Consider the following 23,602-nt stretch of genomic DNA (forward strand, 5'->3'; position numbering starts at 1 on the left):
CAGAGAGTTGCGCCGTGGACACAAGACCGACGACGGCGCCGTGCAGCGGGTGCCCCGGCTCGAGGCCGGTGAGCTCCTCGGCGACCGCGACGTCGCTCGCCTCCCCGGCGAGGAGGGACTGCAGGCGCTGGGCCTCGTCGTCGTCGGCCGCGTCGAAGCGCAGCGCGGCACCCATGGCGCCCAGCAGCGCGTCCGCGCCGATCCCGCGCTCGGCGAGCTCGGCGGCGGGACCGATGAAACGCTCGTGGCGGCCCAGCTTCCGCAGCGGGGCGCGCCCCACGCGGTCCACCGTGTCCGGGAGCTCCGCGTTGGAGAAGCGACCCAGGATCTTCCGGATGTACGCCTCCTGCTCCTCGGGCGCGAAGCCGTACTTCGCGACGAGGAGCGCCTTGGTCTCGGCGAGGACCGCCTCGACCTTGGCCCGGATCTCGGGGTCGGCCACCGCGTCCGCGATCTTGTCCTTGCCCGCTGCCCGCCCGAAGTAGGCTGCAGAGGCGTGGCCCGTGTTGACGGTGAAGAGCTTCCGCTCGATGTACGGACCGAGCGAGTCGACCCACGTCACCCCCGGGATTGCCGGGACGGCGTCGCCGAACGGGCCGCGCTCGATGGCCCACTCGAAGTAGGGCTCGACGCGGACGTCGAGGCCGCCTCCGGGCGCCTGTGCCGGGACAATGCGGTCCACCGCCGTGTTGGCGAAGATCGCCTTCGCGTTCACGGCATCCTCGCCGAGACCCTCAGTGCGGGCCGCGGCCCGCACCTCGGCCTCGAGGATGTCTGTGGCGTTGATCGCGTTCTCGCACGCCATGACAGCGAGCGGGGCACCGCCTACCGGCCTCGCGGCGAGGCCTCGGGCGATCACCGGGGCCACGAACTTGAGGATGTTCGGGCCCACGGCGGTCGTCACGATGTCGGCTCGCGCGATGCGCTCGACGAGCTCGGCCTCCTGCGTCGCGGAGTTGACCGCGTCGTAGCCGTCCACGAGATGGTCGACGCCGCCGTCGCCCACCTCGTGCACGGTGTACGACCGCGTGGCCTGGAGCGCCTCGATGAGCGGCGCCGCCACGTCGGCGAAGACGAGCCCGTAGCCTGCCTCGTGCAGGAGGAGGCCCACGAAGCCGCGGCCGATGTTCCCCGCCCCGAAGTGGACTGCCGACTTGCTCCCGAGCGTCATGCATTCACCTTTCCGAAGATGTCGAGCACCTCGTCGACGGTCTGAGCGGCTTCGAGCCGCGCGACCTGCTCCTTGTCGCCGAAGACCTTGGCGATCTTCGCGAGGATGCCGAGGTGCTCCTTGTCCTTGCCCGCGATGCCGACCACGAAGGTGACGGGCTTGCCCTGCCAATCGATGGGCTGGGCGTAGCGGACGAACGTCACGGCCGAGGACGCGATGTGCGGCTTCGCCTCGTTCGTGCCGTGCGGGATGGCGAGGCCGTTGCCCATGAACGTCGAGACGGAGCGCTCGCGCTCGTGCATAGACTGGATGTACTCGTCGTCAATGGCGCCGGTCGCCTTGAGGAGGTGACCCGCCTCGTCGATCGCGCTCGGCATGTCCCCGGCACTGCCCGCAAGGATCACGGACTCGCGCCGCAGGATGTTCTTCGTTTCGGCGTGGTGCTGCGGAACGGCGACGTGCGCGGCGGCCGCCTCGACCTCGGACGCGGGCTCGGCCTTGCCAGCCACGCCCTCGAACGGCTTGTTCGCCGTCTGGGCCTGCTCGTCGAGCAGCGCGACGATCTCGTCGTACTTCGGGCTGCCCATGAAGTTGTCGACCGTCACGATCTGTGCGCTCGGCGTCTTCTCCTCCGCCCGGAGGGCGAGATCCTGGTGGACCACGACCATGTCGTACGTGTCCGTGAGGTTGGCGATCGCCTGGTTGACGACCGTGACGTGCCGGTGGCCCGCAGCCTTGATCTTGTTGCGGAGCACCGAGGCGCCCATGGCGCTCGAGCCCATGCCGGCGTCGCACGCGAAGACGATGTTCCGGATCTCGGTCGCCGTCGCAACACCGCCGCCCGCAAGGAGCGTCGAGGCCATCGACTTGCGGCCCTTCATGCCCTCCATGGACGCGGTGGCCGCCGCAAGGTCACCCTCGTCCTTGTTCCGGGCGGCGCGGAGGATGAGTGAGGCGATGATGAACGAGACCGCACACGCGAGGATCACGGCGAGGATCACCCCGATGTAACTGTCGCGCGAGGTCTGCGCGAGGACCGCGATGATCGAGCCAGGCGCGGACGGAGCGACGAGGCCGGCGTGGGTGATCGCGAGGGTCGCGATGCCCGTCATGCCGCCGCCGATCGTCGCGAGGATGAGGATCGGCCGCATGAGGATGTACGGGAAGTAGATCTCGTGGATGCCACCGATGAACTGGATGAGCGCTGCGCCCGGCGCGGAGGCCTTCGCGGCGCCCTTGCCGAAGAACATGTACGCGAGCAGGACGCCGAGGCCCGGGCCGGGGTTGGCCTCGAGCAGGAAGAGGATCGACTTGCCCTGCGAGGCGGACTGCTGGATGCCGAGCGGAGTGAGCACGCCGTGGTTGACGGCGTTGTTGAGGAAGAGAACCTTCGCGGGCTCGATGAAGATCGACGTGAGCGGGAGGATTCCCGCGTTGACCATGAACTGGACGGCATTGCCGGCCACCGTGGTCAGGGCCGTGACGGCCGGATCGATGAGGAAGAACCCGACCAAGGCGAGGATGGCGCCCCAGATGCCCGCGGAGAAGTTGTTGACGAGCATCTCGAAACCGGGCCGGATCTTGCCATCCCAGATCGAGTCGAGCTTCTTCATGGTCCATCCGGCGAGCGGGCCCATGATCATCGCGCCGATGAACATCGGAATGCCAGCGCCGACGATGACGCCCATCGTGGCGATCGCGCCGACGACGCCGCCGCGCACGTCATAGACCGCCTTGCCGCCCGTGTAGGCGATGAGGAGCGGCAGGAGGTACGTGATCATCGGGCCGACGAGACCGACGTTCGGCGCGCCCGACGCGTCGTTGCCGAATCCGCCGAGGACGGGGACCGGGAGCCAGCCAGTCTTGATGAACAGGGCGGTGATGAGGCCCCAGGCAATGAAGGCCCCGATGTTCGGCATGATCATGCCGGAGAGGAAGGTGCCGAATTTCTGCACCCCGGCCCGCGTGGCGTGGAGCCTCGAAGGGGCTGCGGTGGTCGACATGGTTCCCTGCTTTCGTGTCAGGAGGCAGCCTGCGGGCCGCCGGGAGGTGTTGGGGGCTGGCTCTCTCCCTCGGTTCCCGCTCGGCCCTCAGGGGCGTTGGAGAGCCGGTGGAGCCATTCAAGGAAGAGCCGCATCTCGGTACCGGACAGCTGTTCCGGATGCGAGGACTCGAGCGTGGCGTTGAGGGCGATAGCCGCCGCGACATAGGACGGCTGGCCCCCGGCGATCACCCCGCGCAACGGATCGTCCACGAGGGACGGGTCCGACACGACGGAGCGGAGGACGGCGTCCCGCGTCTGCGCCGAGAGGGGCAGGGTCGCGATATCGCCGGCCGAGAGGGGTTGGTCTGTTTCATCCGCCAACAACATGAGGGTGACCCCGATGTTGGCGGCAAGGATGGCCCGCGCTGCCTGAGCTGGCGGCGCCGAGAGTTGTCCGGCCGCGGCGGCCCGACCGAGTTCCCGCTCGAGGAGGTGCTCTGCCTCTTCGACGAGAACCGGACGGCGTCCGGGACCCGTGTTGCCGAACATGAGGGTGTACAGCTGAGCATGGGTCAACCCGAAATGCACATGGGTGTCCCACAGTCGTTTGACGTCGAAGAGCGGACTGGCCGACCGCTCCATCATTCCCTCACGCTGGACGAACTCCTCGAAGCCTCTGGCCACGACGGCTTCCATCAGCCCGTCCTTGTCACCGAAGTGGTGGTACAGCGTTGGCGCTGTCACTCCGGCGAGATCCGTGATTTGGCGAGTGGACACTGGCTTGCCGTCCGACGCGGCAATCAGTTCAGTCGCGGCTGCAATGAGCCGCTCCCGCGGGGAAGCCTTGGGGGACTCCCCGTCCTGGGCGTCGTCGGCGACACCCATGCCCGAATCACGCATGGCCGCTAGCGTAACCGATATAGCAACGCTATACAAGAGCCGATAGTGAACTGCGTCACATGCATAATGCGTGTGGTGAGGATCACGAAATCTGCTTGTATAGCAACGCTATAGGCGCTAGGGTAGCGCGGAGCCCCGCTGGACGAACCGAGAGGAAGCCCCAATGATGCAGCAGTTTCACGGTGTTGGTGTGACGCCGGGGCGTGTGGTGGGGCCGGTGCGGCAGATGCCGGCGCCGGTCCAGGAGCCGCACGCGCGGGTGGACATCCCGGCGGGGGTGACGGTGGAGTCGGAGACCGAGCGGATCAGGGCCGCCTCCAGGGCCGTCCAGGCCGGGCTCAAGGCCCGCGCGGAGGTGGCGGCCGGGGACGCGAGGGGCGTCCTGGAGGCCACCGCGCTCATGGCGGCGGATCCGATGCTGGTCAAGGGCGCCGTGAAGCTGCTCGGTCCCGGGGCCGAGGGCGGGCCCCGGACCGCCGAGCGCGCGGTGTGGGAGTCCGGGGCGGCGGTCGCCGAGAAGCTGCGGGGCCTGGGCGGGTACATGGCCGAGCGGGCCGCGGACGTCCTGGACGTGCGGGGGCGGATCGTCGCCGAGCTCCGCGGCCTCCCGGCCCCCGGGGTGCCCGCGTCCGAGGCCCCGTTCGTCCTGGCCGCCGAGGACCTCGCCCCGGCCGACACCGCGACCCTGGACCCGGCGAAGGTCCTCGCGCTCGTCACATCCGGCGGCGGCCCGCAGTCGCACACCGCGATCCTGGCCCGGGCCCTGGGCCTGCCCGCCGTGGTCGCGGCCGAGGGCGTGGAGACGATCCCGGACGGCACCGAGGTCTTCGTCGACGGCGCGGCCGGGAGGATCCTCACCGGGCCCGCCCAGGCCGAACGGGACGCCGCCGCGGCGTGGGCCGCCCGGGCCAGCGCCCTGGCGGGCTTCGCCGGGGACAACGCCCTGGCCGACGGGCACCGCGTGCCGCTGCTGGCCAACGTCGCCACCGGGACCGACGCCGCCCGGGCCGCCGCCGCCGGCGCCGAGGGGGTCGGGCTGCTGCGCACCGAGTTCGCGTTCCTGGACCGCGACACCGAGCCCGCCCACGACGAGCAGGTCGCCGCCTACGGGGCCGTGTTCGCCCACTTCGCGCACAAGAAGGTCGTCATCCGCACCCTGGACGCCGGCGCCGACAAGCCCCTGCCGTTCCTGACCGACGCCCAGGAGCCCAACCCGGCCCTGGGCGTGCGCGGCTACCGCACCGACCACGCCTCCCCCGGGGTCCTGGCCCGCCAGCTGGCCGCGATCGCCCAGGCCGCCAAGGAGCACCAGGCCCAGGTCTGGGTCATGGCCCCCATGGTCTCCACCCCCGACGAGGCCGCCGCCTTCACCCACATGGCGCACGCCGCCGGGCTCCCCGTCGCCGGGGTCATGGTCGAGGTCCCCTCCGCCGCCCTCACCGCCGCCCACATCCTCGCCCACGCCGACTTCGCCTCCCTGGGCACCAACGACCTCACCCAGTACACGATGGCCGCCGACCGCATGCTCGGGCCCCTCGCGGCCCTGAACGACCCCTGGCAGCCCGCCGTCCTGCACCTGGTCAAGGCCACCTGCGACGGCGCCGCCGCGGCCGCGGCCGCCACCGGGAACCCCAAGCCCGTCGGAGTCTGCGGCGAGGCAGCCGCCGACCCCGGCCTCGCCGTCGTCCTGACCGGCCTCGGAGCCACCACCCTGTCCATGACCCCCCGGGCCCTGCCCGCCGTCGCCCAGGTCCTGGCCACCGTCACCCTCGCCCAGGCCCAGCACCTCGCCGCCCTCGCCCTCGACGCCCCCACCGCCGCCGCCGCACGCCAGGCCGTCCGCAGCCAGCTGCCCGTCCTGGACCAGCTCGGCCTCTAGAAAGGAAAACCAACCCCATGGCAGAACGCACCGCCACCATCGGCTCCCGCGTCGGGCTCCACGCCCGCCCCGCCGCGATCTTCGCCGAGGCCGCCGGGGACACCGGACTCGAGATCACCATCGCCATGGAAGGCGACCCCGAAGACGAAGCCATGGACGCCTCCAGCATCCTCTCCCTCATGAGCCTCGGCGCCGAATACGGCCAGAAAGTCACCCTCCGCGCCCACGGCGACGGCGCCGAAACCGCCCTCGACCACCTCGTCACCATCCTCGAAACCGACCACGACGCCCCCTAACCCACCCGAAGAGCGAGACCAGGTCCGTTCCTGCCCACCAAGGACCGCAAGGGCCACGAAATCAGGCGCGACTCGCCACTCCACAACCGGCCAGGACTCCCAAACTGAGCAGGAGCGGACACCACCGGTGACGACTCTTGCTAGCGTGACCTCTTGTGAATGAAGGCTCCCACATGAGTACCGCCCCAAGCGCTGCCGCCCTGCGGTGGCGCGAGGCGGTCATGACCTTCCACGATGCGGCCGACGGCCAGCTCGAGTGGGTGGGCGGCGCGCCCGTGCCGGCTCCGGTCCGCGTCGTCCCGTACGACGACGCGTGGCCGGCCCAGTTCGAGCGCGTCGCCACCGCGATCCGCACCGCGCTGGGCGGTGCGGCCCTCGCCGTCGAACACGTCGGCTCGACCTCGGTGCCGGGCCTGCACGCGAAGCCGGTCATCGACGTCGACCTCACGGTCGGCGACCCGGCGAACGAGGCGGCGTACGTGCCCGCGCTCGAGGCAGTTGGCTACATGCTGCGGATCCGCGAGCCGGGCTGGCACGAACATCGGGCCCTCATGCGCCGGGACGCCACGGACGTGCCGCAGGTCAACCTCCACGTGTTCGGCCCAGGCTGCCCCGAGACGGAGCGGCACCAGATGTTCCGGGACTGGCTCCGCGCGCATCCCTCGGACCGGGACGAATACCGCGACGCGAAACTCGCGGCGGCGAGCGCCACCGGAGAACAGCTTGTGATGAACTACAACAAGCACAAGGAGCCGACCATCCGGCGTCTCTACGCGCGCATGTTCCGCGCGGCGGGCTGGCTGGATGGGGCCGAGCCCTGCAGTTCAGAGCCCAAGGAGCAAGCGTGAGCCGCACCCTCGTCTACATCGCCTGTTCGGCGGGGGGCGCGATCGACGCGCTCGCGCTCGATCCCGATTCCGGCGCGCTTGAGCCGCTCGGCCGCACGCACGGCGTCGACGACGTCTCGGCGCTCGCGCTCGACCCCGCGGGCGTGCTCTACGCTGCGTGCAACGCCGACCGGCCCGGGCCGAAGGTGCCGCCGCGCGTCGTCGCCCTCTCGCTCGACCCGCGCACCGGCGAGGCGACCGCCGGTGCCGCGCGCGACGTGCCCGTGACCACCTGCTACGTCGCGCTGACTCCGGATCGCGGCGAGCTGTTCGGCGCCTCCTACCACGAGGGGACACTCGTCCGGGTCCCGGTCCCTGCCGCAGCCGGTCGCGTACGTACTTATGCCTCGGGCGCGAACACGCACTGCGCCGTCGTGAGCCCGGACGGTCGGTTCGTCTATGCGGCGTCCCTCGGCGACGACAGGATCAGCTGGTTCGACGTCGCCATCGACCCGGCGAGCACTGCCGGAACCGCGGACGACGGCGCGATCGCCCCGAGCGGGCACGTCGCCACCAAGCAGGGTTCCGGGCCGCGGCACCTGCGCTTCAGCGCGGACGGGTCCCGCGTGTACGTGCTGCACGAACTCTCCGGCGACGTCGCGGTCTACGAGCGCGACGCCGCGACCGGCGAGCTCGCGCTCCTGCAGCGAGTCTCCGCCGTCGGCGGAATGGAACTCGAGCCGGGACCGGTCCGCTCGGCGAGCACGCCCGATCCCGGCCCCGGCGTCGTGTGGTGCGCCGACCTGCGGCTCACCCCGGATGGCAGGTTCCTCATGGCGAGCGAGCGGTCCACGAGCTCGGTCGCGACGTTCGCCGTGCGCGGCGAGGGCCTCCTCGAGTTCCTCGGCCACACGCGCACCGAGGCCCAGCCGCGAGGCATGGCGATCGACCCGTCGGGGCGATTCCTCCTCGTGTGCGGGGAGCGCTCGGACCACGTGAGTTCGTACCGGATCGGCGAGGACGGCTCGCTGACCTCTGTCTCCCGCGCGGCGACCGCTGCCGGGCCGCTGTGGATTGAGACGTGGGCGCCTGCCTCAAACCTCTAGGTCAGTCCTCTGGGGCGATGGCGTGCGCGGTGGCGCCGGCTCGCCTGTGACGAAGTCGACGAAGCCATCCGGCGTCCAGCGCCAGGGCTGATCGAACTCCCCGGCCCAGTACATGGGCGTCACCTGATAGGACTCGCGTTCCCTTCGGGGGCGGGCCCACCTGACGGCGTTCGCGATGACGCGCTGGATTTCGGGCTGATGGTAAACGGGGTAGACCTCGTCGCCGGGGCTGAAGTAGAACACACGGCCGTAGCCGCGGTTGTAGGTGACGCCGCTACGGAAGACCTCGCCGCCAGTGAAGCTGCTGATGAAGATCAGCTCATCGGGCTCGGGGATATCGAAGTATTCGCCGTACATCTCCTGACCGGGGACGATGATCGGTTGGGACACCCCTTCCGTGATCGGGTGCCGGGGGGCCACCGTCCAGACGAGCTCGCGCTCGCCGTCGTTGCGCCAGCGCAGACTGCAGGTCGTTCCCATGAGGCGTCTGAAGATCTTCGAATGGTGCCCGGAATGGAGGACGAGGATGCCCATTCCCTCGAGGACGTGGCGATGGATCCGCTCGACAACCTCGTCGTCGACGTCGTTGTGGGCGATGTGTCCCCACCACAGGAGGACGTCGGTAGAGGCGAGGGTTTCCTCGGTGAGCCCGTGCTCTGGCTCGTCGAGCACGTGAGTCGTGACGACCGCTTCCTCCCCCAGCAGCGAGCGAATCCCGCCGGCGATGGTCTCGTGCATCCCTTCCGGGTAGATCCCCTGGACCTTCTTGCTGATTTTCTCGTGTCGGTTCTCTCCCCACACGACGACCCTGACGGGCGCGCTTCCGTTCATCCCCTGCTTCCTCTCCTTGCTGTGCCGCCGCCGGTGGCACCCCAATGCCCTACCGAGATCCCTGCCTGTGCGTTACCCCACGACTGGAGCTCCGCGGAGATGTCATCCCCGGTCTCGGTCTGCACCGCCTGCGCGTAAGCGGTTTCGAGGAGGTCGGCGATGATGACGCGCTCCCCACCACGCGCACTGCTTTCTACCGCGGCCTCGACCATCGCGAGGCTCAGGACGTTCGAGCGCACCTCGTTCTCAGGTGTCCTACCCGAGCGCACCGCGCCAGCGAACGCCGCCACCGAGCCGGCGAGCTCCTCTACGCCCTCCGGAACCCGGGGAGCCAGATCGCCCGCGTCCACGGTAAGCTGCGCATCGCCGTCCCACACTGCCGCACCGCGCTCGCACTGGACGCGCCACGCGGCGTTCCATGAGGTGGGAAGGCCGGGAGCGCACCGGCTGCCCGAGTAGACGAAGCGCGCGCCGGAGCGCAGCTCGAACTCAGCAGTCGCGGAGGCGTCGCCCTGATACCAGCTCCACGGCGGGTTCCAGGAGGTGCACCGCACGCTAACTGGTTCGTCGCCGGTGGCGTAGCGCATCGCGTCGAAGTGGTGGATGGACATGTCTACCAGGAGCGGGTGTGCCATCTGTTCGCGGAAGCCAGGCTCGTGGTCCTCGTGGAAGAATTCCTGGGTGACGGTTCCGAGTGGCCCGAGCGTGCCCACGACGTCCCGCAGCGCGGCAAGGTGGTTGAAGTAGCGGCGCGACTGGCTCACCATGAGCAGTTGGCCGGTGACATTGGCGACGGCGACCTGCCGGAGTGCGTCCGAGAGGGTAGGCGCGAGCGGCTTTTCACACAGGACCGGCAGACCGAGCCGGAGCCCTTGCTCGTTGACGCTGCGATGCGCGGCGGGAACAGCGACGTTGATCACCGCGGCAGCCCCGGAGTCTCGCGCGACGGCTGCGAGGCTCGTCCCGACGACGGCATCGGTGACGCTTTCCTCTCGGGCGACCCTGCTCGCGAGCTCGAGGTCGAGGTCCACGATGCCGACCGGCCGGGCGTGCGGGTTCGTGATGAGCAGCCGGATCCAGTGCCGGCCCATCGCGCCAGCGCCAACGACAACGACCGGCAGTCTCTCAAACATTGCTTGCCTCCAGGTGTTCCTGCCATCGCGGCGACCCCATATGATTAACGTTGATCAAAATGTCCATCGAGATAACACGAACTGGCGTCAAAACTAAGCCTCGAAACGTCATGATGTCAAGACATAGTGATTTCCGACCAGACAGGATGTCCATGCGAGCACCACGGGACGACCGTCCCCCCACGATCCACGACGTCGCTCGCGAGGCGGGCGTTTCCCTCCCGACCGTCTCCCGCGTGCTGACCGGCTCTACCCCCGTCTCCAAGAAACGACGAGACCAGGTACTCGCCGCCATGAAGCGACTCGGCTACCGCCCGAACGGAGCCGCACGGGCCCTTGTCCAAGGCCGCCAGCCCATCATCGGCATCGTGACGCCCGATGTGACGTACGGGTCCGCACAGATGGTCCGTTCGGCGGAACGCGCGGCGAGAAACGCCGGGTACGTCGTGACCGTCTCCGTCATCGATCCGTATGACCTGACCAGGGCCGACACGTCGCTGGACGTACTCCTCGCACAGCCGATAGTCGGTGTGATCGTGTTGGACTTCGACCGCTACGACCTCAAGGACCTCGCGGAGAAACTGGCCGGCTTGCCCGTCTCGACGATCAGTTCCGGAGGTGACGATCACCTCCGGCACGTGGTCGTGGACGACCGTCGAGCCGCTCGCGAGCTCACGGAGCACCTGCTCGCCCTCGGCCACAAGACGGTGCATCACGTGAGCTTCCCCGGGCCTCACGGTCACCCGCACCCTCGAGAACTCGGCTGGCGAGATGCCCTCATCGCCGCGGGAGTCCCCGTACCGACTCCCATCCAGATCGACCCGACCCTCGAGGGGGATCAGTACGTGCGGGCCGGGCGCCCCAGCGTCAACGAACTCCTACGGGATCCATCCCTCACGGCCGTCTTCTGCGGGAACGACCAGATTGCCTTCGGGGTGATGCGGGGCTTGACGGACGCGGGCCTCTCCGTGCCCCAGGACGTGAGCGTCGCAGGAATCGACGACGAACCGCTCGCAGAATTCTGGGGGCCGGCATTGACTACCTACCGCCTCGACTTCGACTGGGCTGGTGCCGCCGCGCTCCGCGCCCTGCTTCAGCCCGAGGAAACCAACGAACGCGCCGCGTCCTCGACGTTCGGGCTCGTCGTGCGGGACTCGACGACGAAGCCCAAGGGGTGATGGAAGATGACGACCGGATGCCCTGCCTAACTTGTGCCTAACATTTCGCGGGCCTGTTCCGCGTCTTTCCGGGGATCTCGCGGAGGGGTGCCTAATATCCGCCTAAGAATGCCACTTGAAGCGTTCCCTCCCATTTGCAGACCGTGAATTCTGCTGTTACTTTCGGGCCATGGCCGCCGCACCTGCGGCCATGGCCCGACTATATTTGGGGGATTTGTGGCTACATTTTTGAAGACCCGGATTGCACGCACTCTCGCGGCAGCCGGCGTCAGCGCGGGAATTCTTGTGGGGACCGCCATTCCGTCGCACGCCGCCATCGACGGATGGACCTGGAACTGGTCGAACTGGTGGGAAGCCAACGCGTACATAGAGATATACAACCCGGGCATCTGCCGCCAGTCGGTGGCGAGGCTCGGCGATAATCGCCGCTTCGGGGAACGCTCACGCCAGTACAGCTTCGCTCACGTCACTGGCTTCAACTTCACCCATGAGGCTTTCCAACGCGGATGCTGATGAGACGGCTAACAGTCGTCCTGACCAGTGCGCTCGCCCTCGTACTCAGCGGCTGCGGAACGCAATCCTCAGGCTCGCCTCCGCGACGGCTGGCTGAAAGCTTCTCGGAGCTGATTGATAGTTATCTCTCACATCCCGCGTCAAACGATTTTGAACGCGAAGTGTTCGAGCGCGCCAGGGCCACGGGACGCATTGACCAGGCGGATTACGACGAAGCCTTCTCACGCTATACGCATTGCATGGCCAGCGGCGGAAAGCCCATCACGATCAAAAGACTTCCGAATGGCCTCTACTGGGAAGGAAATGTGACGGTCTACCCCGGCGAATCCTCGGAACAAGTCGAGAATCTGGCTCTCAATTGCGCCCGGATCTCAAAGGGTTTTATTCCCGAAGCGTACGGGATCCAACAAGAGAATCGGGAACTCACCGGTGATCCCTTTGAGGTGGCCTATCGCTGCCTCGAGCGTTCGGATCTTGTGCCGCAGGGGTACTCGGCGAAGCAGTTCGCGAAAGGATTCCGTGAGCCGAAGGTCGGCGGGGGCAGCTCGCTCGACGACATGCCGTTTGACTTCAAGTCTGACGAAGTACAAGCGTGTCTCGTCGGCGCCAACATGTCAGTCGCGGTCCAGTGAGCCTCTTGGCATCGATACGCAAGAGGAGCCAACACGCGGCGATCGCACTTGTGGCTGCCGCCACGCTCGCGGGCTGCGGGGGCACTGGCCCCCAACCCAGGCAGACCGGGAAGTTCGCTGACAGCTTCGCCGAATTGCTCGACCTCAAACTGTCCGACCCGGACCTCAACGATTTCGAACATCAAGTTTACCTGCGTGCGAAGGAAACTGAGCGGATCGCCCAGGCCGACTATGACGAGGCCTTCGCAAAATACTCCACCTGCATGTCCGAAAGAGGAAAGCCAGTCAGTCTCAAGAAGCTAAAGAACGGGCTCTACTACGAGAATCCAGCACTTCTCGAGCCCGGAGAATCGCTTGACGCCGCTATGGACGTCGTGTCGTCGTGCCAAAAAGGTACCATTGGGTCACTTGCGGAGATGTTCGCCTTCCAACAAGGAAATCCCGAACTGCTGAGGGACCCTGACGAGGCTGCTTTCCGGTGTTTGGAAGGCTCGGGGCTGGTGCCCGACGGATATTCATTCGGCCAGTTCAGCAAGTCCATGAACGAGCCGAAGCCCGGCGGAGGACGGTTGAAGGACATGCCCTTCGACTTCAAGTCCGACGACGTGCAAGCCTGTCTGGTCGGCGCGGGCATTGCTCTGGCCATCGAATGAGGCTGCTATACGCAGTGTGCGGAATGCTGGCAGTCGCGACCCTCGGGGGTTGCGCTGCTGGCACTCCTGAACGCACTCCACCGCGCAAGCTTGCTGGAAGCTTCGAGGAATTGCTTGACCGGACCCTTGCGCGGCCCGGGATCAACGACTTCGAATGCGGGGTGTACCAGCGTGCGAAGGAGACCGGACGAATCGCCCAGAGGGCTACTCCGTCGAAAAGTATAGGAAGTCCCAGTTGGAGGAACCTCCACTCGGGAAACGATCGACCGATGACATGCCGTTCGATTTCGAGTCCGATGAGGTGCAGAGTTGCCTCCTCGGCCGAATGTGAATCCACCCATTCGAGAGAAACGACTCATGCAGAATCCACGGCACGCAGTCGCCACCCTGTCCATCGCGCTGGTGGCGCTCCTCCTTGGCGCGGGCTCCGCCGCGGCCGTGTGCGCCGCAGTCTGGGCCCCGCCCCCGCCCAATCTGTCCGAGCCCTCGGCCGCGCGCAGCGTTCAGGTCGTGTTCGTTGACCACCGTGACGAGAGGTCGGCCGCAGCAGCGATCACGACCTCGAAGCCGGCATCCGTCTCGCTCGCGAGGGGCGGGATCGTCACGTCCTCGGAGTGCATCGGCGGAGCCTCGCTCGAATCCGGCCGCATCGTGGCCTCGATCGACGGCCACCCCGTTCTGGGCCTCGCGACGGCGGTTCCGTTCTACCGGGAGCTCCGCACGGGGCTAACCGGGGCCGACGTCAACGCCCTCCGCGTGGCGCTCCGGTCGATGGGCCACGACGTGGCGGAAACGGGCGCCTACGATGCCAAGGTCGCAGCAGCGATGCGCGCCCTCCAGCTCAAGCACGGCCTCCAGCAGCGCGACGGCAGCCTCTCGCTCCGAGACGTCATGTGGCTCCCGGCCGCCTCGACCGAGGTCCTTTCCTGCGACGCCCTCGTCGGCTCCGCGTACTCCCCGGGCTCGCCGTTCCTCACCGCCGCCGGCACCCTCCAAAGCCTGCGGGTCGTGGCGCCCGACGGCGCCGCGTGGACGCCCGGCGCGCGAACAGCCCAATTCGGATCGGCGGCGGCCCCCGTCGGCGAGGACGGCGTCATCACGGAGCCCAGTTTTCTCCGCGCCGTCTCGGGCAGCACGGAGTACACCTCGGCTCGCGCCCAGGGCGGCGCTGCGACGGCCGCCGCGAAGCCCGTGAGCGTCCGCGTTGCCCTGACCGCGCCGCTGCGCGTCGCCCGGCTGCCCCTGTCCGCGGTCTCCCCTCCGAAGGGGCCGGCGGCGTGCGTCCGCGGGACGGACGACGCCGACCACCGCCTTCGCGTCGTCGGCTCCAGCGGCGGCGCGGTGCTGGGCATGTTCGAGGGGACCGCCCCGCAGTCGGCGCGCCTCGGCTGGACGTGGACGGAGTCCGCGTGCACGGCGAAATGACCGGAGCGCGATTCTCGGCGGCAGTCGTCCGGCTGGACGACGTGGGCCATGGCTTCGGGACCGGCCAGTGGCTCTTCAGGGGACTCGGCGCCACGTTCGCGCGCGGCTTCGTGACGGGTGTCGCCGGACCGTCGGGATCGGGGAAATCGACCCTCCTCTCGCTCATCGCGAGGTGGGAGAAACCGCGCGAGGGATCGGTCGTCGTCGCCCGCGGCATCACGACGCGATGGGTGTTCCAGAACCCCTTCGGAGTGCCGCGCCGCACGGCTCTCGACCACGTCACCCTCGCGTTCCTCGCCCATGGTTCGCGTCGCACGGCCGCGGATGCGGAGGCCCTCGCGCTCCTCGACGAATTCGGGCTTGCGGATCGCGCCGACGTGCCCTTCTCCGCGCTCTCCGGCGGTGAGGCGCAGCGGCTCATGCTTGCCCGCGCCGTCGCGGGGAGTCCCGACCTCATCCTCGTCGACGAACCGACGGCGCAACTCGACCGGGCCAACGCCGCGACCGTCAATTCGGTGCTTGCCTCGCTCGCCGCGCGCGGTTCGGCCGTCGTCGTCGCGAGCCATGACGCGGAGACGCTCGCGGCGTGCGCCGCCGTCGTGGACCTCTCGAGCTATTCGGAGGCCGCGCATGCGGCTCCGTGAATGCCTCCGCGAGGGCTGGCGCAACGTCGCCTCGGGGACGAGCCGCGGGACCCTGCTCGGAGTCACGCTCGGGCTGCTCCTCGCGGCGCTCTCGGTCGCGGACGCGGCCGCCGTCGCGCGCCTGGACGCGCAAGCGCAGGCCTACCGGGCGTCGGGTGCGGCCATCCGCGTCGCAACCGCTCAGAAGGCCATCAATCCCGACGCATGCAACGCCCTCTCCTCCGTTGAGGGCGTCGAATCCGCCGGGGCCCTGAGGGAGGCCTCGCCCCTGTCCCTGGGCGCCCTCGGCGGCCTCACTGTGCCTGCCTTCGAGGTCACTCAGAGCCTCCTCCGCGTGGTCGGGGCGAGCCACGCCGAGACTCCCGGAGCGTTCGTTTCGGAGACGCTCGCCGCGCGCTGGAGCGTCGAGCCCGGAGACACGATCGCCACCGACCGCGGGGCCTTGACGATCGCCGGGGTGTACCCGTATACCGAGCGCGACGGGCGCGATCCGCGCTTCGCGAACGCCGTCCTGCTGCCGGCACTCGCCACCGGGCGCTTCGACGCGTGCCTCGCCGACGTGTGGCCCAGCACGTCGTCCCGCGACGGCCTCCTCCGGGGAACGGCAGAGGGGACCGACGGCAAGCCCGGCGGCGCCTCGGTCTCGCTCCTCAACCAGAGCTTCGGCACCACGTGGGAGGGCTCGGCCGAGTTCGAAGCCCGCGTCACGCGCTTCGCCCCCGGCGCGGCCGCTGTCCTCGGAGCCGTTCTCGGGGTTGGGGCCGTGGGGCGGCGCCGACTCGAGTTCTCGGCCGCCGTCCACGTCGGCGTCCCGCACGGTCGCCTTGCCCTCATCGTCGGGACGGAATCGGCAATCTGGGCCGTCGCCGCGGCAAGCGGCGCGCTCTCGGCTGCCGCCGTCGTCGGCGCTTTCCTCTCCCGCGGCACCCTCGCCACGATGCTCACCGCCTCCGCGTTGACCTGCGCGGCGGGGGCCCTCGCCGCGCTCGGGGGCGCCGTCGCGGCAGTCGGCACCCTGCGGGAAAGCCGACTGTTCCGCCATTTCAAGAACAGGGCGTGACGACCCCCTAGTGTTGATCCATGGGGCATGAGGTGGGGACCGAATCTGCCGTGGCCGAGCGCGGCCTGAGCGCGGCGGACGTCGCGCGGCGCGTGGCCAACGGCGCGACCAACAACGTGCCGCCACGGGCCGGGCGCAGCACCTGGGACGTGGTCCGGGCGAACGTCTTCACGCGGATCAACGCGATCTTCGCCGTGCTCGCCGTCATCGTGTTCTCCACGGGCTACCTCCTCGACGGTCTCTTCGCGGGCCTCATCGTGGCCAACAGCATCGTGGGGATCATCCAGGAGCTCCGCGCGAAGCGCACTCTGGACCGCCTCGCGATCGTGGGCCAGGCGCGTCCCCACGTGCGGCGCGACGGACGGACCACGCCCCTCTCCCCCAGCGAGATCGTGCTCGACGACGTCATCGAGCTCGGCCCCGGCGATCAGATCGTCGTGGACGGCGACGTCCTCGCGGCGAACGCCCTCGAGATCGACGAGTCCCTCCTCACGGGCGAATCCGATCCCATCATCAAGGGCCCCGGAGGCACGGTCCTCTCGGGCAGCTTCGTCGCGTCCGGCTCGGGCCTGTACCGCGCCACGAAGGTGGGCCGCGAGGCGTACGCCGCGCAGCTCGAGGAGGAGGCGAGCCGCTTCACGCTCGTGAACTCCGAGCTGCGGAACGGCATCAACACGATCCTCAAGGTCATCACGTGGCTCCTCATCCCCGCCGGCCTGCTCTCCGTGTACAACCAGCTCTCGGGTCGCCAGCCCCTGCCCGACGCCCTGCGCGGCATGGTCGCCGCGCTCGTGCCCATGGTCCCCGAAGGCCTCGTGCTCATGACGACGATCGCCTTCGCCGTCGGCGTCGTCCGGCTCGGCCGCCGCTCGTGCCTCGTCAACGAGCTCCCCGCCATCGAGGGGCTCGCGCGCGTCGACGTCGTGTGCGCGGACAAGACCGGGACGCTCACCGAGAACGCGATGGACGTCGCCGAGGTGCGGCTGCTCCCCCACAGCGCCCCCCATGCGGGGCAGGCAACGGCGAGCGACGGCGCGGCTCGTGCCAAAGAAGCCGACGACGGCGGGGCTCGCCTCGCGCTTCCTGCGCAGGCCTCGTCCCCGCAGGCCTCGTCCCCGCAGGCCTCGTCCCCGCAGGCCTCGTCCGAGCAAGCTTTGGCGGCCTTGGCCGCCGCGGATCCCCGCCCGAACTCGAGCATGCGCGCGATCGCCGACGCGTTCCCTGCGGCCCCCGGCTGGCGCGTCGAGGAGACGCTGCCGTTCTCCTCGGCCCGCAAGTTCGGCGGCGCGCGCTTCGCGGGCCGCGGAACGTGGCTGCTCGGCGCGCCGGACGTGCTGCTGCCAGCCGGCTCCCCCGCTCGCGACGAGGCCGAGGAGCTCGGCGCGCGCGGCCTCCGCGTCCTGCTCCTGGCCCGCGTGGACGCGCCGTCGGCCGACGCGCTGCAGGCTGACCCGGCGCCGGCCGACGCGCCGCAGGCTGACCCGCCGTCGGTGAGCGCCGCCGTCGTCGGCCGCGGTCTGGACGGCGCGATGCCGCCGGGCCTCGAACCCGCGGCGCTCGTGGTGCTCGAGCAGAAGGTGCGCGACGACGCGCCCGCGACCCTCGGCTACTTCGCCGCCCAGCGCGTGGACGTCAAGGTCGTCTCGGGCGACAACGCGGCGTCCGTCGGCGCCGTCGCCCGCCAGCTCGGGCTGCCCGGCGCCGACTCGCCAGTCGACGCGCGGACCCTGCCCGAGGACGACGGCGAGCGCCTCGCGAGCGTCGTCGACGAGCGGGCCGTCTTCGGCCGCGTGAGCCCCGCGCAGAAGCGCTCCATGGTGCGCGCGCTCCAGTCCCGCGGCCACACGGTCGCGATGACGGGCGACGGCGTCAACGACGTCCTCGCGCTCAAGGACGCGGACATCGGCGTCGCGATGGGCGAGGGCAGCCCCGCGACCCGCGCCGTCGCCCAAATCGTGCTGCTCGACAACAGCTTCGCGACTCTCCCGCACGTGGTCGGCGAGGGCCGCCGCGTCATCGGGAACATCGAGCGCGTCGCGAACCTGTTCCTGACCAAGACGGTGTACTCCGTACTGCTCGCGCTCATGGTCGGCGTCCCGGGGCTGATCGGCCTCGACGCGCTTCCGTTCCCGTTCCTCCCCCGGCACGTCACCATCACGGGCTGGTTCACGATCGGCCTCCCGGCCTTCATCCTCTCCCTCGCCCCGAACCACGACCGCGCGCGGCCCGGCTTCGTGGGCCGCGTGCTCCGGATGGCGATTCCCGCCGGCGTGGTGATCGCCGTCGCTTCGTTCACGTGCTACCTCCTGGTCCGACCGTCAGTGGCCGACGGCGTCGCGACCCAGGTGCAGGCCAGCACCTCCGCGCTCATCACCCTGATCGCGATCGCGCTCTGGGTCCTCGCGATCGTGGCCCGGCCGTACGAGTGGTGGAAGGTGCTCCTGGTCGGGGTCATGATGGCGGCCTCGTTCGCGATGTTCGCGCTCCCGCTCACGCAGCGGCTCTTCGAGCTCGATCCCGGCAACGTCGGGCACACCGCCACGGCGCTCGCGTGCGCGGCGGTCGGCATCGCGGTGGTCGAGCTCGGCTGGTGGATCGACGGGTGGCTGCGGCGGTCGCGGGCTACTCGGGGCTAGGGGCTCGCTAACCTGCCCATTCGAGATCCGAAGCTGGCGTCGACCACTGAGGCAAGCACCGCCAGGCACGGAGGCTGGCGTGCGGCGTGCTAGATAGTTTATGTATCCAATTCAACGGGAGGATCATCGTCGGCTTCGCCGGCTCGGCGCTCTGGATCGTGGCCATCGTTCTCAGCGTCCTCGCCAGCGTCAGCCCGACCACGTACTGACACCGCGACCGCCAAGCCAAGCGCACACACACGGAGGGCCGGGCACGAAGCCCGGCCCTCCGCCGTCGCCCGCTCACCCCTTGCGGGACGCGACCGGACGCCAGTCCTTACATGTTGTATTCGATCGTCCCGCCCTGATGGAGGCAGATGATGTTGCCGTCAGGATCCGCAAACCACGAGACGCGCTCGTCGCCGGCGGCGTAGATGTGATGCTCGTCCGTCTTGAGATCGGGCAGATCGTAATCCTCGAAGTGCACGCCGTGCCCTTCGAGATCCGCCATGGTGGCGTCGAGATCGTCGACCTCGAACGTCAGGGCGGTGTGGCCCGAGTGGATCGCGTTCGCGTCCACCATGAGGCCGAGGGATGCGGTTCCGTCCAGACCCAGGATCATCATCCCGGTCGGGTCCTTTCCGCGGACAGGGAGCCCCAGCGCTCCACCGTAGAAGTCCTTGGCGCGGGCCTCGTCAGCCACGGTCAAGATTGTTGTTGCCGGTCTTGTCGCCAGAGTCATGGCGCACCTCCACGAGGGGAACTGACGCCACCAATTTTAGGCGGGCCACTCCTTGGCGACGAGGGTCAGAACGTCGTAGGTCGCGACAATTTCGTCGTTCTGGTTTTCGATCAGCGCATCCCAGCGGACCTCGCCGTATTCGTCGGTGACGCGCGGCGTGATCTGCTTCGCCGTGAGCGTCACGCGAATGGAATCGCCCGCGGGAACCGGGGTGACGAAGCGCAGGTTCTCGAGCCCGTAGTTGGCGAGGACCGGCCCGGGCTCGGGCGAGACGAAGAGCCCCGCGGCCCAGCTCACAAGCAGGTAGCCGTGCGCGACGATGCCCGGGAAGAACGGGTTGGCCGCCGCGGCCTCCTCGTTGGTGTGGGCGTAGAACGTATCGCCCGTCTCGTGGGCGAACGCCGAGATGTCCTCGAGCGTGATCTGGCGGAGCTCCGAGCGCACGGTGTCGCCGATGCGCAGCTCCGCGAGCGGCTTGCGGAACGGGTGCGTCGAGGGGTCCGCCGGATCGGCGAGGTGCCGGTCGGCGCCCGTGTGCCACACGCCCGTGACGGCCGTGAGCATGTTGGGCGAGCCCTGGATCGCCGTGCGCTGCATGTGGTGCTTGACGGAGCGGATGCCGCCGAGTTCCTCGCCGCCGCCCGCGCGCCCCGGGCCGCCGTGCACGAGATGCGGGACCGGCGAGCCGTGGCCCGTGGACGTGCGCGCGTCCTCGCGGTTGAGCACGAGCACGCGGCCGTGGTGGGACGCGATGCCGAGCGTGAGGGCCTGGGCCGCTGCGGGATCGTTCGTGCACACGGTCGCGACGAGCGAGCCGGCGCCGAGGGCCGCGAGCTCGATCGCCTCGTCGAGCGATGAGTAGCCGACCACCGAGGAGACCGGCCCGAACGCCTCGGTGCCGTGCAGGGCCACCGCGTGGACGTCGTCCCACGTGAGCACGACCGGGGACATGAACGCGCCGTCCGCGACCACGGTCTTCGCACCGCCCGCCGTGAGGATCTCCGGCGCGTCGAGCGAGCCCCACGCGATCCGCCCGCCCGCCGCGACGAGCGATTCGACCGCGCCCCGCACGTCCCCGAGCTGGTCCATCGACGCGAGCGCGCCCATCGTCACGCCCTCCGCGCGGGGATCCCCGATGACCACCTTCTGGGCGACGCGCGCGCCGATGGCCGCAACGACGTCGTCCACGATCGCGGCAGGCACGATCGTGCGGCGGATCGCGGTGCACTTCTGCCCCGCCTTGACCGTCATCTCGGTGACCACGGACCGGACGAACGCGTCGAACTCCGGAGTGCCGGGCACGCCGTCGGGCCCGAGGATCGCGGCGTTGAGCGAGTCCGTCTCGGACGTGAAGCGGACGCCGCCGTGCACCACGTTCGGGTGGGACTTGAGCAGGTTCGCGGTCGTGGCCGAGCCCGTGAAGGAGACCATGTCGCGGTAGTCGAGCTCGTCGAGGAGCGTCCGGGCGGAGCCGGAGATGAGCTGGAGCGAGCCGGCGGGGAGGATCCCGGACTCGATCATGAGCCGCACCACGGCCTCGGTGACGTAGCCGGTCGGGGTGGCCGGCTTGACGATCGTCGGGACGCCCGCGACGAACGCCGGGGCGAACTTCTCGAGCATGCCCCACACGGGGAAGTTGAACGCGTTGATCTGCACCGCGACGCCCGGGATGCGCGAGTAGAGGTGCTCGCCCATGAACGAGCCGTCCCGCGAGAGCACCTCCGTGGGCCCGTCCACGATCACGTTGCTGTTCGGGAGTTCGCGGCGGCCCTTCGAGCCGAACGTGAAGAGCACGCCGATGCCGCCGTCCACGTCGACCATCGAGTCGAGCTTCGTCGCCCCGGTCTTGTAGGAGAGCTCGTAGATCTCGTCGCGATGGCCGTTGAGGAACTGCGCGAGCTCCTTGAGCTTGAGGGCGCGCTCGTGGATGGTCAGCCCGCCGAGGCCCGCTTGCCCCACGGTGCGGCCGTGACGAACGACGGCGCCGAGGTCCATCCCCTCGGTGCTCACCGAGGCCAGGGGCTCGCCCGTGCTCGCGTCGCGGACCTCCGCGGCCTGGGGTACCGCGCTCTCCTCGGGCGTCCACCAGGTGTCGAGGATGTAGCTCGGGACGATCTTGGCCTTCACGGGCGCTGGCTTGACCGGGTTTGGCGCGGCAGTAGTCATCGTCGACGGTTCCTTCCGATGCGGGGCTCCGGGTAACGGCCGGGCTACTGGACCCGCTGTGAGCTGCATCCAATTACTGACCGGCCGTTCGGTAATGGCTCTAGAATACACGGGCGACCGGTCGGGCAACACCCGCCCGCCACTCGACGGCGCGAGACCTAGTCCCTCCGCGGCTGCAGGCCTACTCTGGGCGCCATGGTCGCCGCCCAGCCCTTCTCAGTGCGCATCATCCGGACCGTCCTCGCCGCCCTCGCGGCCGTCGGCCTCGTCGCGGGAGCCGCAGCGCTGCCTGCCCCAGCGCTGGCCGCCCAAGCCGCTGCCCCGCCGTCGTACGTTGCCCTCGGCGACTCGATCGCCGCGGGAACGGGCGGCGGAACCTACCTCAACGCGTGCCTGCAAACGCCGGGCTCCTACCCCGCGCTCCTCGGGGCGAACGCGAACCTCGGCTGCTACGCCGCGACGACCGGGGACGTGATCTCGCAGCAGGTGCCGTTCCTGCCGTCCACCACCCAAAGGGTGACGGTCAGCGTCGGCGCCAACGACGTCGGCGACCGCGCCGTCGCGACCGCGTGCGCCACCGATCCCGCCTCGACGGCCTGCTCGCAGGCGCTGCAGAACTCGGTCTTCGTCCTCCTCCCGCAGCTGCCCGCCAAGCTCCGGGCCATGATCGCGGCGGTGCGGGCGAAGGCTCCCGGCGCACACATCACGCTCACGGGCTACCCGCTGCTCTTCACGCTCTCGGGCCTCCCGGTCGCCGAGCAGCCCATCGCGGCCCAGATCAACGGCGCCGTGGCGCTGCTCAACTCGACCATCGCGTTCACGTCGCTCTCCGACGGTGCCTCCTACGCGGACGTCACGCTCGCGTTCTTTGGGCACGGGATCGGCTCGCCGTCGCCCTGGATCCATCCGTTCGTCGCGGGCGACCCGGCCTCGTTCCACCCCACCGCCGAGGGCTACGCGCGCGGCTATGTCCCCGCCGTCGCGCCCTTCGTGAGGTAGCCCCCGCGCCCGACTAGGCCTTCAGGAGCGCCCGCACGCGCTCGAGTTCCGCGGGCGCCAGGCCGTGCTCAAGGAGGAATCGCTCGGCGTCGATCGACGCGACGAACTCCGCGAGCGCGGCCTGCCGGTCCTCGAGGAGCGGGGCGAGCTCGCCCTCGTCCTGGTAGCTCTCGTAAGGGTGCTTGACGGGGCTGACCCGGTGCCACTCGTTGATGCCGCGCACGCTCGCCTCGTCGTGGCTCGCCGCGGCTTCCCGGGCCTCGCTCGGGTCGGCGAGCTGGAGCAGGAGCGTCACGATGATCCCAGTGCGGTCACGCCCCGCCGAACAATGCACGACGACGCCGCCCGGCGCCCCCGCGATGGCGCGGAATACCTCGACGATCCGCTCGGGGAACAGCCGAACGACGCCCGCGTAGCCTTCGGGGTGGCTCAGATACGGTGGGACGCGGCCGGCGAACGCCTCGGCATGCTCGGGGTGGTCGGGATCCTCGGTGGGCACGTTGACGATCGCGATCCCCGTCATGGCCTCGGGCCGCACGTCGGGGTCCGTCGGGCGGCGCTTGCGCTCGCCGGGGTTCCGGAGGTCGACCACGGTGCGGACGCCGTCGTCGTACATCTGCCGCCAGCCGCGCTCGGTGAGCCATTCGCTGCGCCCCATGCGGAACACCGAGCCGAGCACGCGCCGCGCGTTGACGGCACCCTCCCACGCGACCGCGCTGCCGGCGTCCCCCGGCCCAAGCGTGGTGTCACTCACGGCCCGAGCCTACCGTTGCGGGGTCCCTGGCACCCTGTTGTGGGGTCCCTTGCACCTCGTTGTGGGGTCCCTGGCACCCTGTTGTGGGGTCCCT

The 23,602-nt window shown here is 69.6% G+C and carries 20 protein-coding genes and 1 pseudogene; 13 read left to right on the forward strand and 8 right to left on the reverse strand.

The annotated features are described in order from the left end of the window. Window positions 1–7: 7 nt before the first annotated feature. The 3 genes and pseudogenes from ACOKR1_RS16820 to ACOKR1_RS16830 form a co-directional block, all read right to left on the reverse strand. Window positions 8–1,171: pseudogene (locus ACOKR1_RS16820) on the reverse strand (mannitol-1-phosphate 5-dehydrogenase); the annotation flags it as partial. Beyond that, on the reverse strand, window positions 1,168–3,174 hold the full coding sequence (locus ACOKR1_RS16825) for a PTS mannitol transporter subunit IICBA (protein ID WP_422934074.1): 2,007 nt from the start codon (window positions 3,172–3,174) through the stop codon (window positions 1,168–1,170). The pseudogene ACOKR1_RS16820 and the gene ACOKR1_RS16825, both read right to left, overlap by 4 nt. A 17-nt stretch (window positions 3,175–3,191) precedes the next feature. Continuing rightward, window positions 3,192–4,040, reverse strand: a complete 849-nt coding sequence (locus tag ACOKR1_RS16830; RefSeq protein ID WP_422936675.1) for a TetR/AcrR family transcriptional regulator — start codon at window positions 4,038–4,040, stop codon at window positions 3,192–3,194. A gap of 181 nt (window positions 4,041–4,221) precedes the next feature. Here ACOKR1_RS16830 and ACOKR1_RS16835 point away from each other — a divergent pair, with 181 nt between their 5' ends. The 4 genes from ACOKR1_RS16835 (at window position 4,222) to ACOKR1_RS16850 (ending at window position 8,163) form a co-directional block, all read left to right on the forward strand. Continuing rightward, window positions 4,222–5,934, forward strand: coding sequence for a putative PEP-binding protein (locus ACOKR1_RS16835; RefSeq protein ID WP_422935040.1), 1,713 nt, complete (start codon window positions 4,222–4,224; stop codon window positions 5,932–5,934). A gap of 17 nt (window positions 5,935–5,951) precedes the next feature. Then, window positions 5,952–6,230, forward strand: coding sequence for an HPr family phosphocarrier protein (locus ACOKR1_RS16840; RefSeq protein ID WP_422934075.1), 279 nt, complete (start codon window positions 5,952–5,954; stop codon window positions 6,228–6,230). A gap of 173 nt (window positions 6,231–6,403) precedes the next feature. Further along, window positions 6,404–7,078 (forward strand): GrpB family protein, encoded by a 675-nt coding sequence (locus ACOKR1_RS16845; RefSeq protein WP_422934076.1) that lies wholly within the window; start codon window positions 6,404–6,406, stop codon window positions 7,076–7,078. Beyond that, window positions 7,075–8,163 (forward strand): lactonase family protein, encoded by a 1,089-nt coding sequence (locus ACOKR1_RS16850; RefSeq protein WP_422934077.1) that lies wholly within the window; start codon window positions 7,075–7,077, stop codon window positions 8,161–8,163. Before ACOKR1_RS16845 ends, ACOKR1_RS16850 begins: the two co-directional genes overlap by 4 nt. Here the strand turns inward: ACOKR1_RS16850 and ACOKR1_RS16855 are convergent. Together ACOKR1_RS16855 and ACOKR1_RS16860 are read right to left on the reverse strand one after the other, a co-directional pair. After that, entirely contained in the window at window positions 8,152–8,994 is an 843-nt protein-coding gene (locus ACOKR1_RS16855) for a ThuA domain-containing protein (protein WP_422934078.1), read from the reverse strand. The two genes, ACOKR1_RS16850 and ACOKR1_RS16855, sit on opposite strands and share 12 nt — an antisense overlap. Then, on the reverse strand, window positions 8,991–10,127 hold the full coding sequence (locus ACOKR1_RS16860) for a Gfo/Idh/MocA family protein (protein WP_422934079.1): 1,137 nt from the start codon (window positions 10,125–10,127) through the stop codon (window positions 8,991–8,993). Before ACOKR1_RS16860 ends, ACOKR1_RS16855 begins: the two co-directional genes overlap by 4 nt. Window positions 10,128–10,279: 152 nt before the next feature. Between ACOKR1_RS16860 and ACOKR1_RS16865 the strand changes: the two genes are divergently transcribed. From ACOKR1_RS16865 to ACOKR1_RS16900, 8 genes are all read left to right on the forward strand, one after another. Then, window positions 10,280–11,305: a LacI family DNA-binding transcriptional regulator gene (locus ACOKR1_RS16865; protein ID WP_422934080.1), complete on the forward strand. Its 1,026-nt coding sequence runs from the start codon at window positions 10,280–10,282 to the stop codon at window positions 11,303–11,305. Between the two features lie 228 nt (window positions 11,306–11,533). Further along, the gene (locus tag ACOKR1_RS16870; protein ID WP_422934081.1) at window positions 11,534–11,818 is read left to right on the forward strand and encodes a hypothetical protein; all 285 of its coding nucleotides are present in this window, start codon (window positions 11,534–11,536) and stop codon (window positions 11,816–11,818) included. Next, window positions 11,812–12,450 (forward strand): hypothetical protein, encoded by a 639-nt coding sequence (locus ACOKR1_RS16875; RefSeq protein WP_422934082.1) that lies wholly within the window; start codon window positions 11,812–11,814, stop codon window positions 12,448–12,450. Before ACOKR1_RS16870 ends, ACOKR1_RS16875 begins: the two co-directional genes overlap by 7 nt. A gap of 5 nt (window positions 12,451–12,455) precedes the next feature. After that, window positions 12,456–13,103 (forward strand): hypothetical protein, encoded by a 648-nt coding sequence (locus tag ACOKR1_RS16880; protein ID WP_422934083.1) that lies wholly within the window; start codon window positions 12,456–12,458, stop codon window positions 13,101–13,103. 357 nt (window positions 13,104–13,460) lie between these two features. Further along, window positions 13,461–14,528: a peptidoglycan-binding protein gene (locus ACOKR1_RS16885; protein ID WP_422934084.1), complete on the forward strand. Its 1,068-nt coding sequence runs from the start codon at window positions 13,461–13,463 to the stop codon at window positions 14,526–14,528. After that, window positions 14,525–15,172: an ATP-binding cassette domain-containing protein gene (locus tag ACOKR1_RS16890; RefSeq protein ID WP_422934085.1), complete on the forward strand. Its 648-nt coding sequence runs from the start codon at window positions 14,525–14,527 to the stop codon at window positions 15,170–15,172. Before ACOKR1_RS16885 ends, ACOKR1_RS16890 begins: the two co-directional genes overlap by 4 nt. After that, window positions 15,159–16,232: a hypothetical protein gene (locus ACOKR1_RS16895; protein ID WP_422934086.1), complete on the forward strand. Its 1,074-nt coding sequence runs from the start codon at window positions 15,159–15,161 to the stop codon at window positions 16,230–16,232. The genes ACOKR1_RS16890 and ACOKR1_RS16895 overlap by 14 nt, the downstream gene beginning before the upstream one ends. Before the next feature lie 20 nt (window positions 16,233–16,252). After that, entirely contained in the window at window positions 16,253–18,868 is a 2,616-nt protein-coding gene (locus ACOKR1_RS16900; protein WP_422934087.1) for an HAD-IC family P-type ATPase, read from the forward strand. 316 nt (window positions 18,869–19,184) lie between these two features. Here the strand turns inward: ACOKR1_RS16900 and ACOKR1_RS16905 are convergent, their stop codons facing one another. Further along, a complete protein-coding gene (locus ACOKR1_RS16905) occupies window positions 19,185–19,550 on the reverse strand; it encodes a VOC family protein (protein ID WP_422934088.1) in 366 nt (121 codons plus the stop codon). A 75-nt stretch (window positions 19,551–19,625) separates the two neighbouring features. Beyond that, window positions 19,626–21,755, reverse strand: coding sequence for a phenylacetic acid degradation bifunctional protein PaaZ (gene paaZ / locus ACOKR1_RS16910; protein ID WP_422934089.1), 2,130 nt, complete (start codon window positions 21,753–21,755; stop codon window positions 19,626–19,628). A 195-nt stretch (window positions 21,756–21,950) separates the two neighbouring features. Between paaZ and ACOKR1_RS16915 the strand changes: the two genes are divergently transcribed. Further along, on the forward strand, window positions 21,951–22,754 hold the full coding sequence (locus ACOKR1_RS16915) for an SGNH/GDSL hydrolase family protein (protein ID WP_422934090.1): 804 nt from the start codon (window positions 21,951–21,953) through the stop codon (window positions 22,752–22,754). 13 nt (window positions 22,755–22,767) lie between these two features. On the opposite strand, the gene ACOKR1_RS16920 is transcribed toward ACOKR1_RS16915, so the two are convergent. Continuing rightward, window positions 22,768–23,508 carry a tyrosine-protein phosphatase gene (locus ACOKR1_RS16920; protein WP_422934091.1) on the reverse strand — a complete coding sequence of 247 codons (741 nt, stop codon included), beginning with the start codon at window positions 23,506–23,508 and terminating at the stop codon, window positions 22,768–22,770. Window positions 23,509–23,602 lie beyond the last annotated feature (94 nt).

This window comes from Sinomonas sp. P47F7 (genome assembly GCF_049332655.1).
Lineage (GTDB): Bacteria > Actinomycetota > Actinomycetes > Actinomycetales > Micrococcaceae > Sinomonas.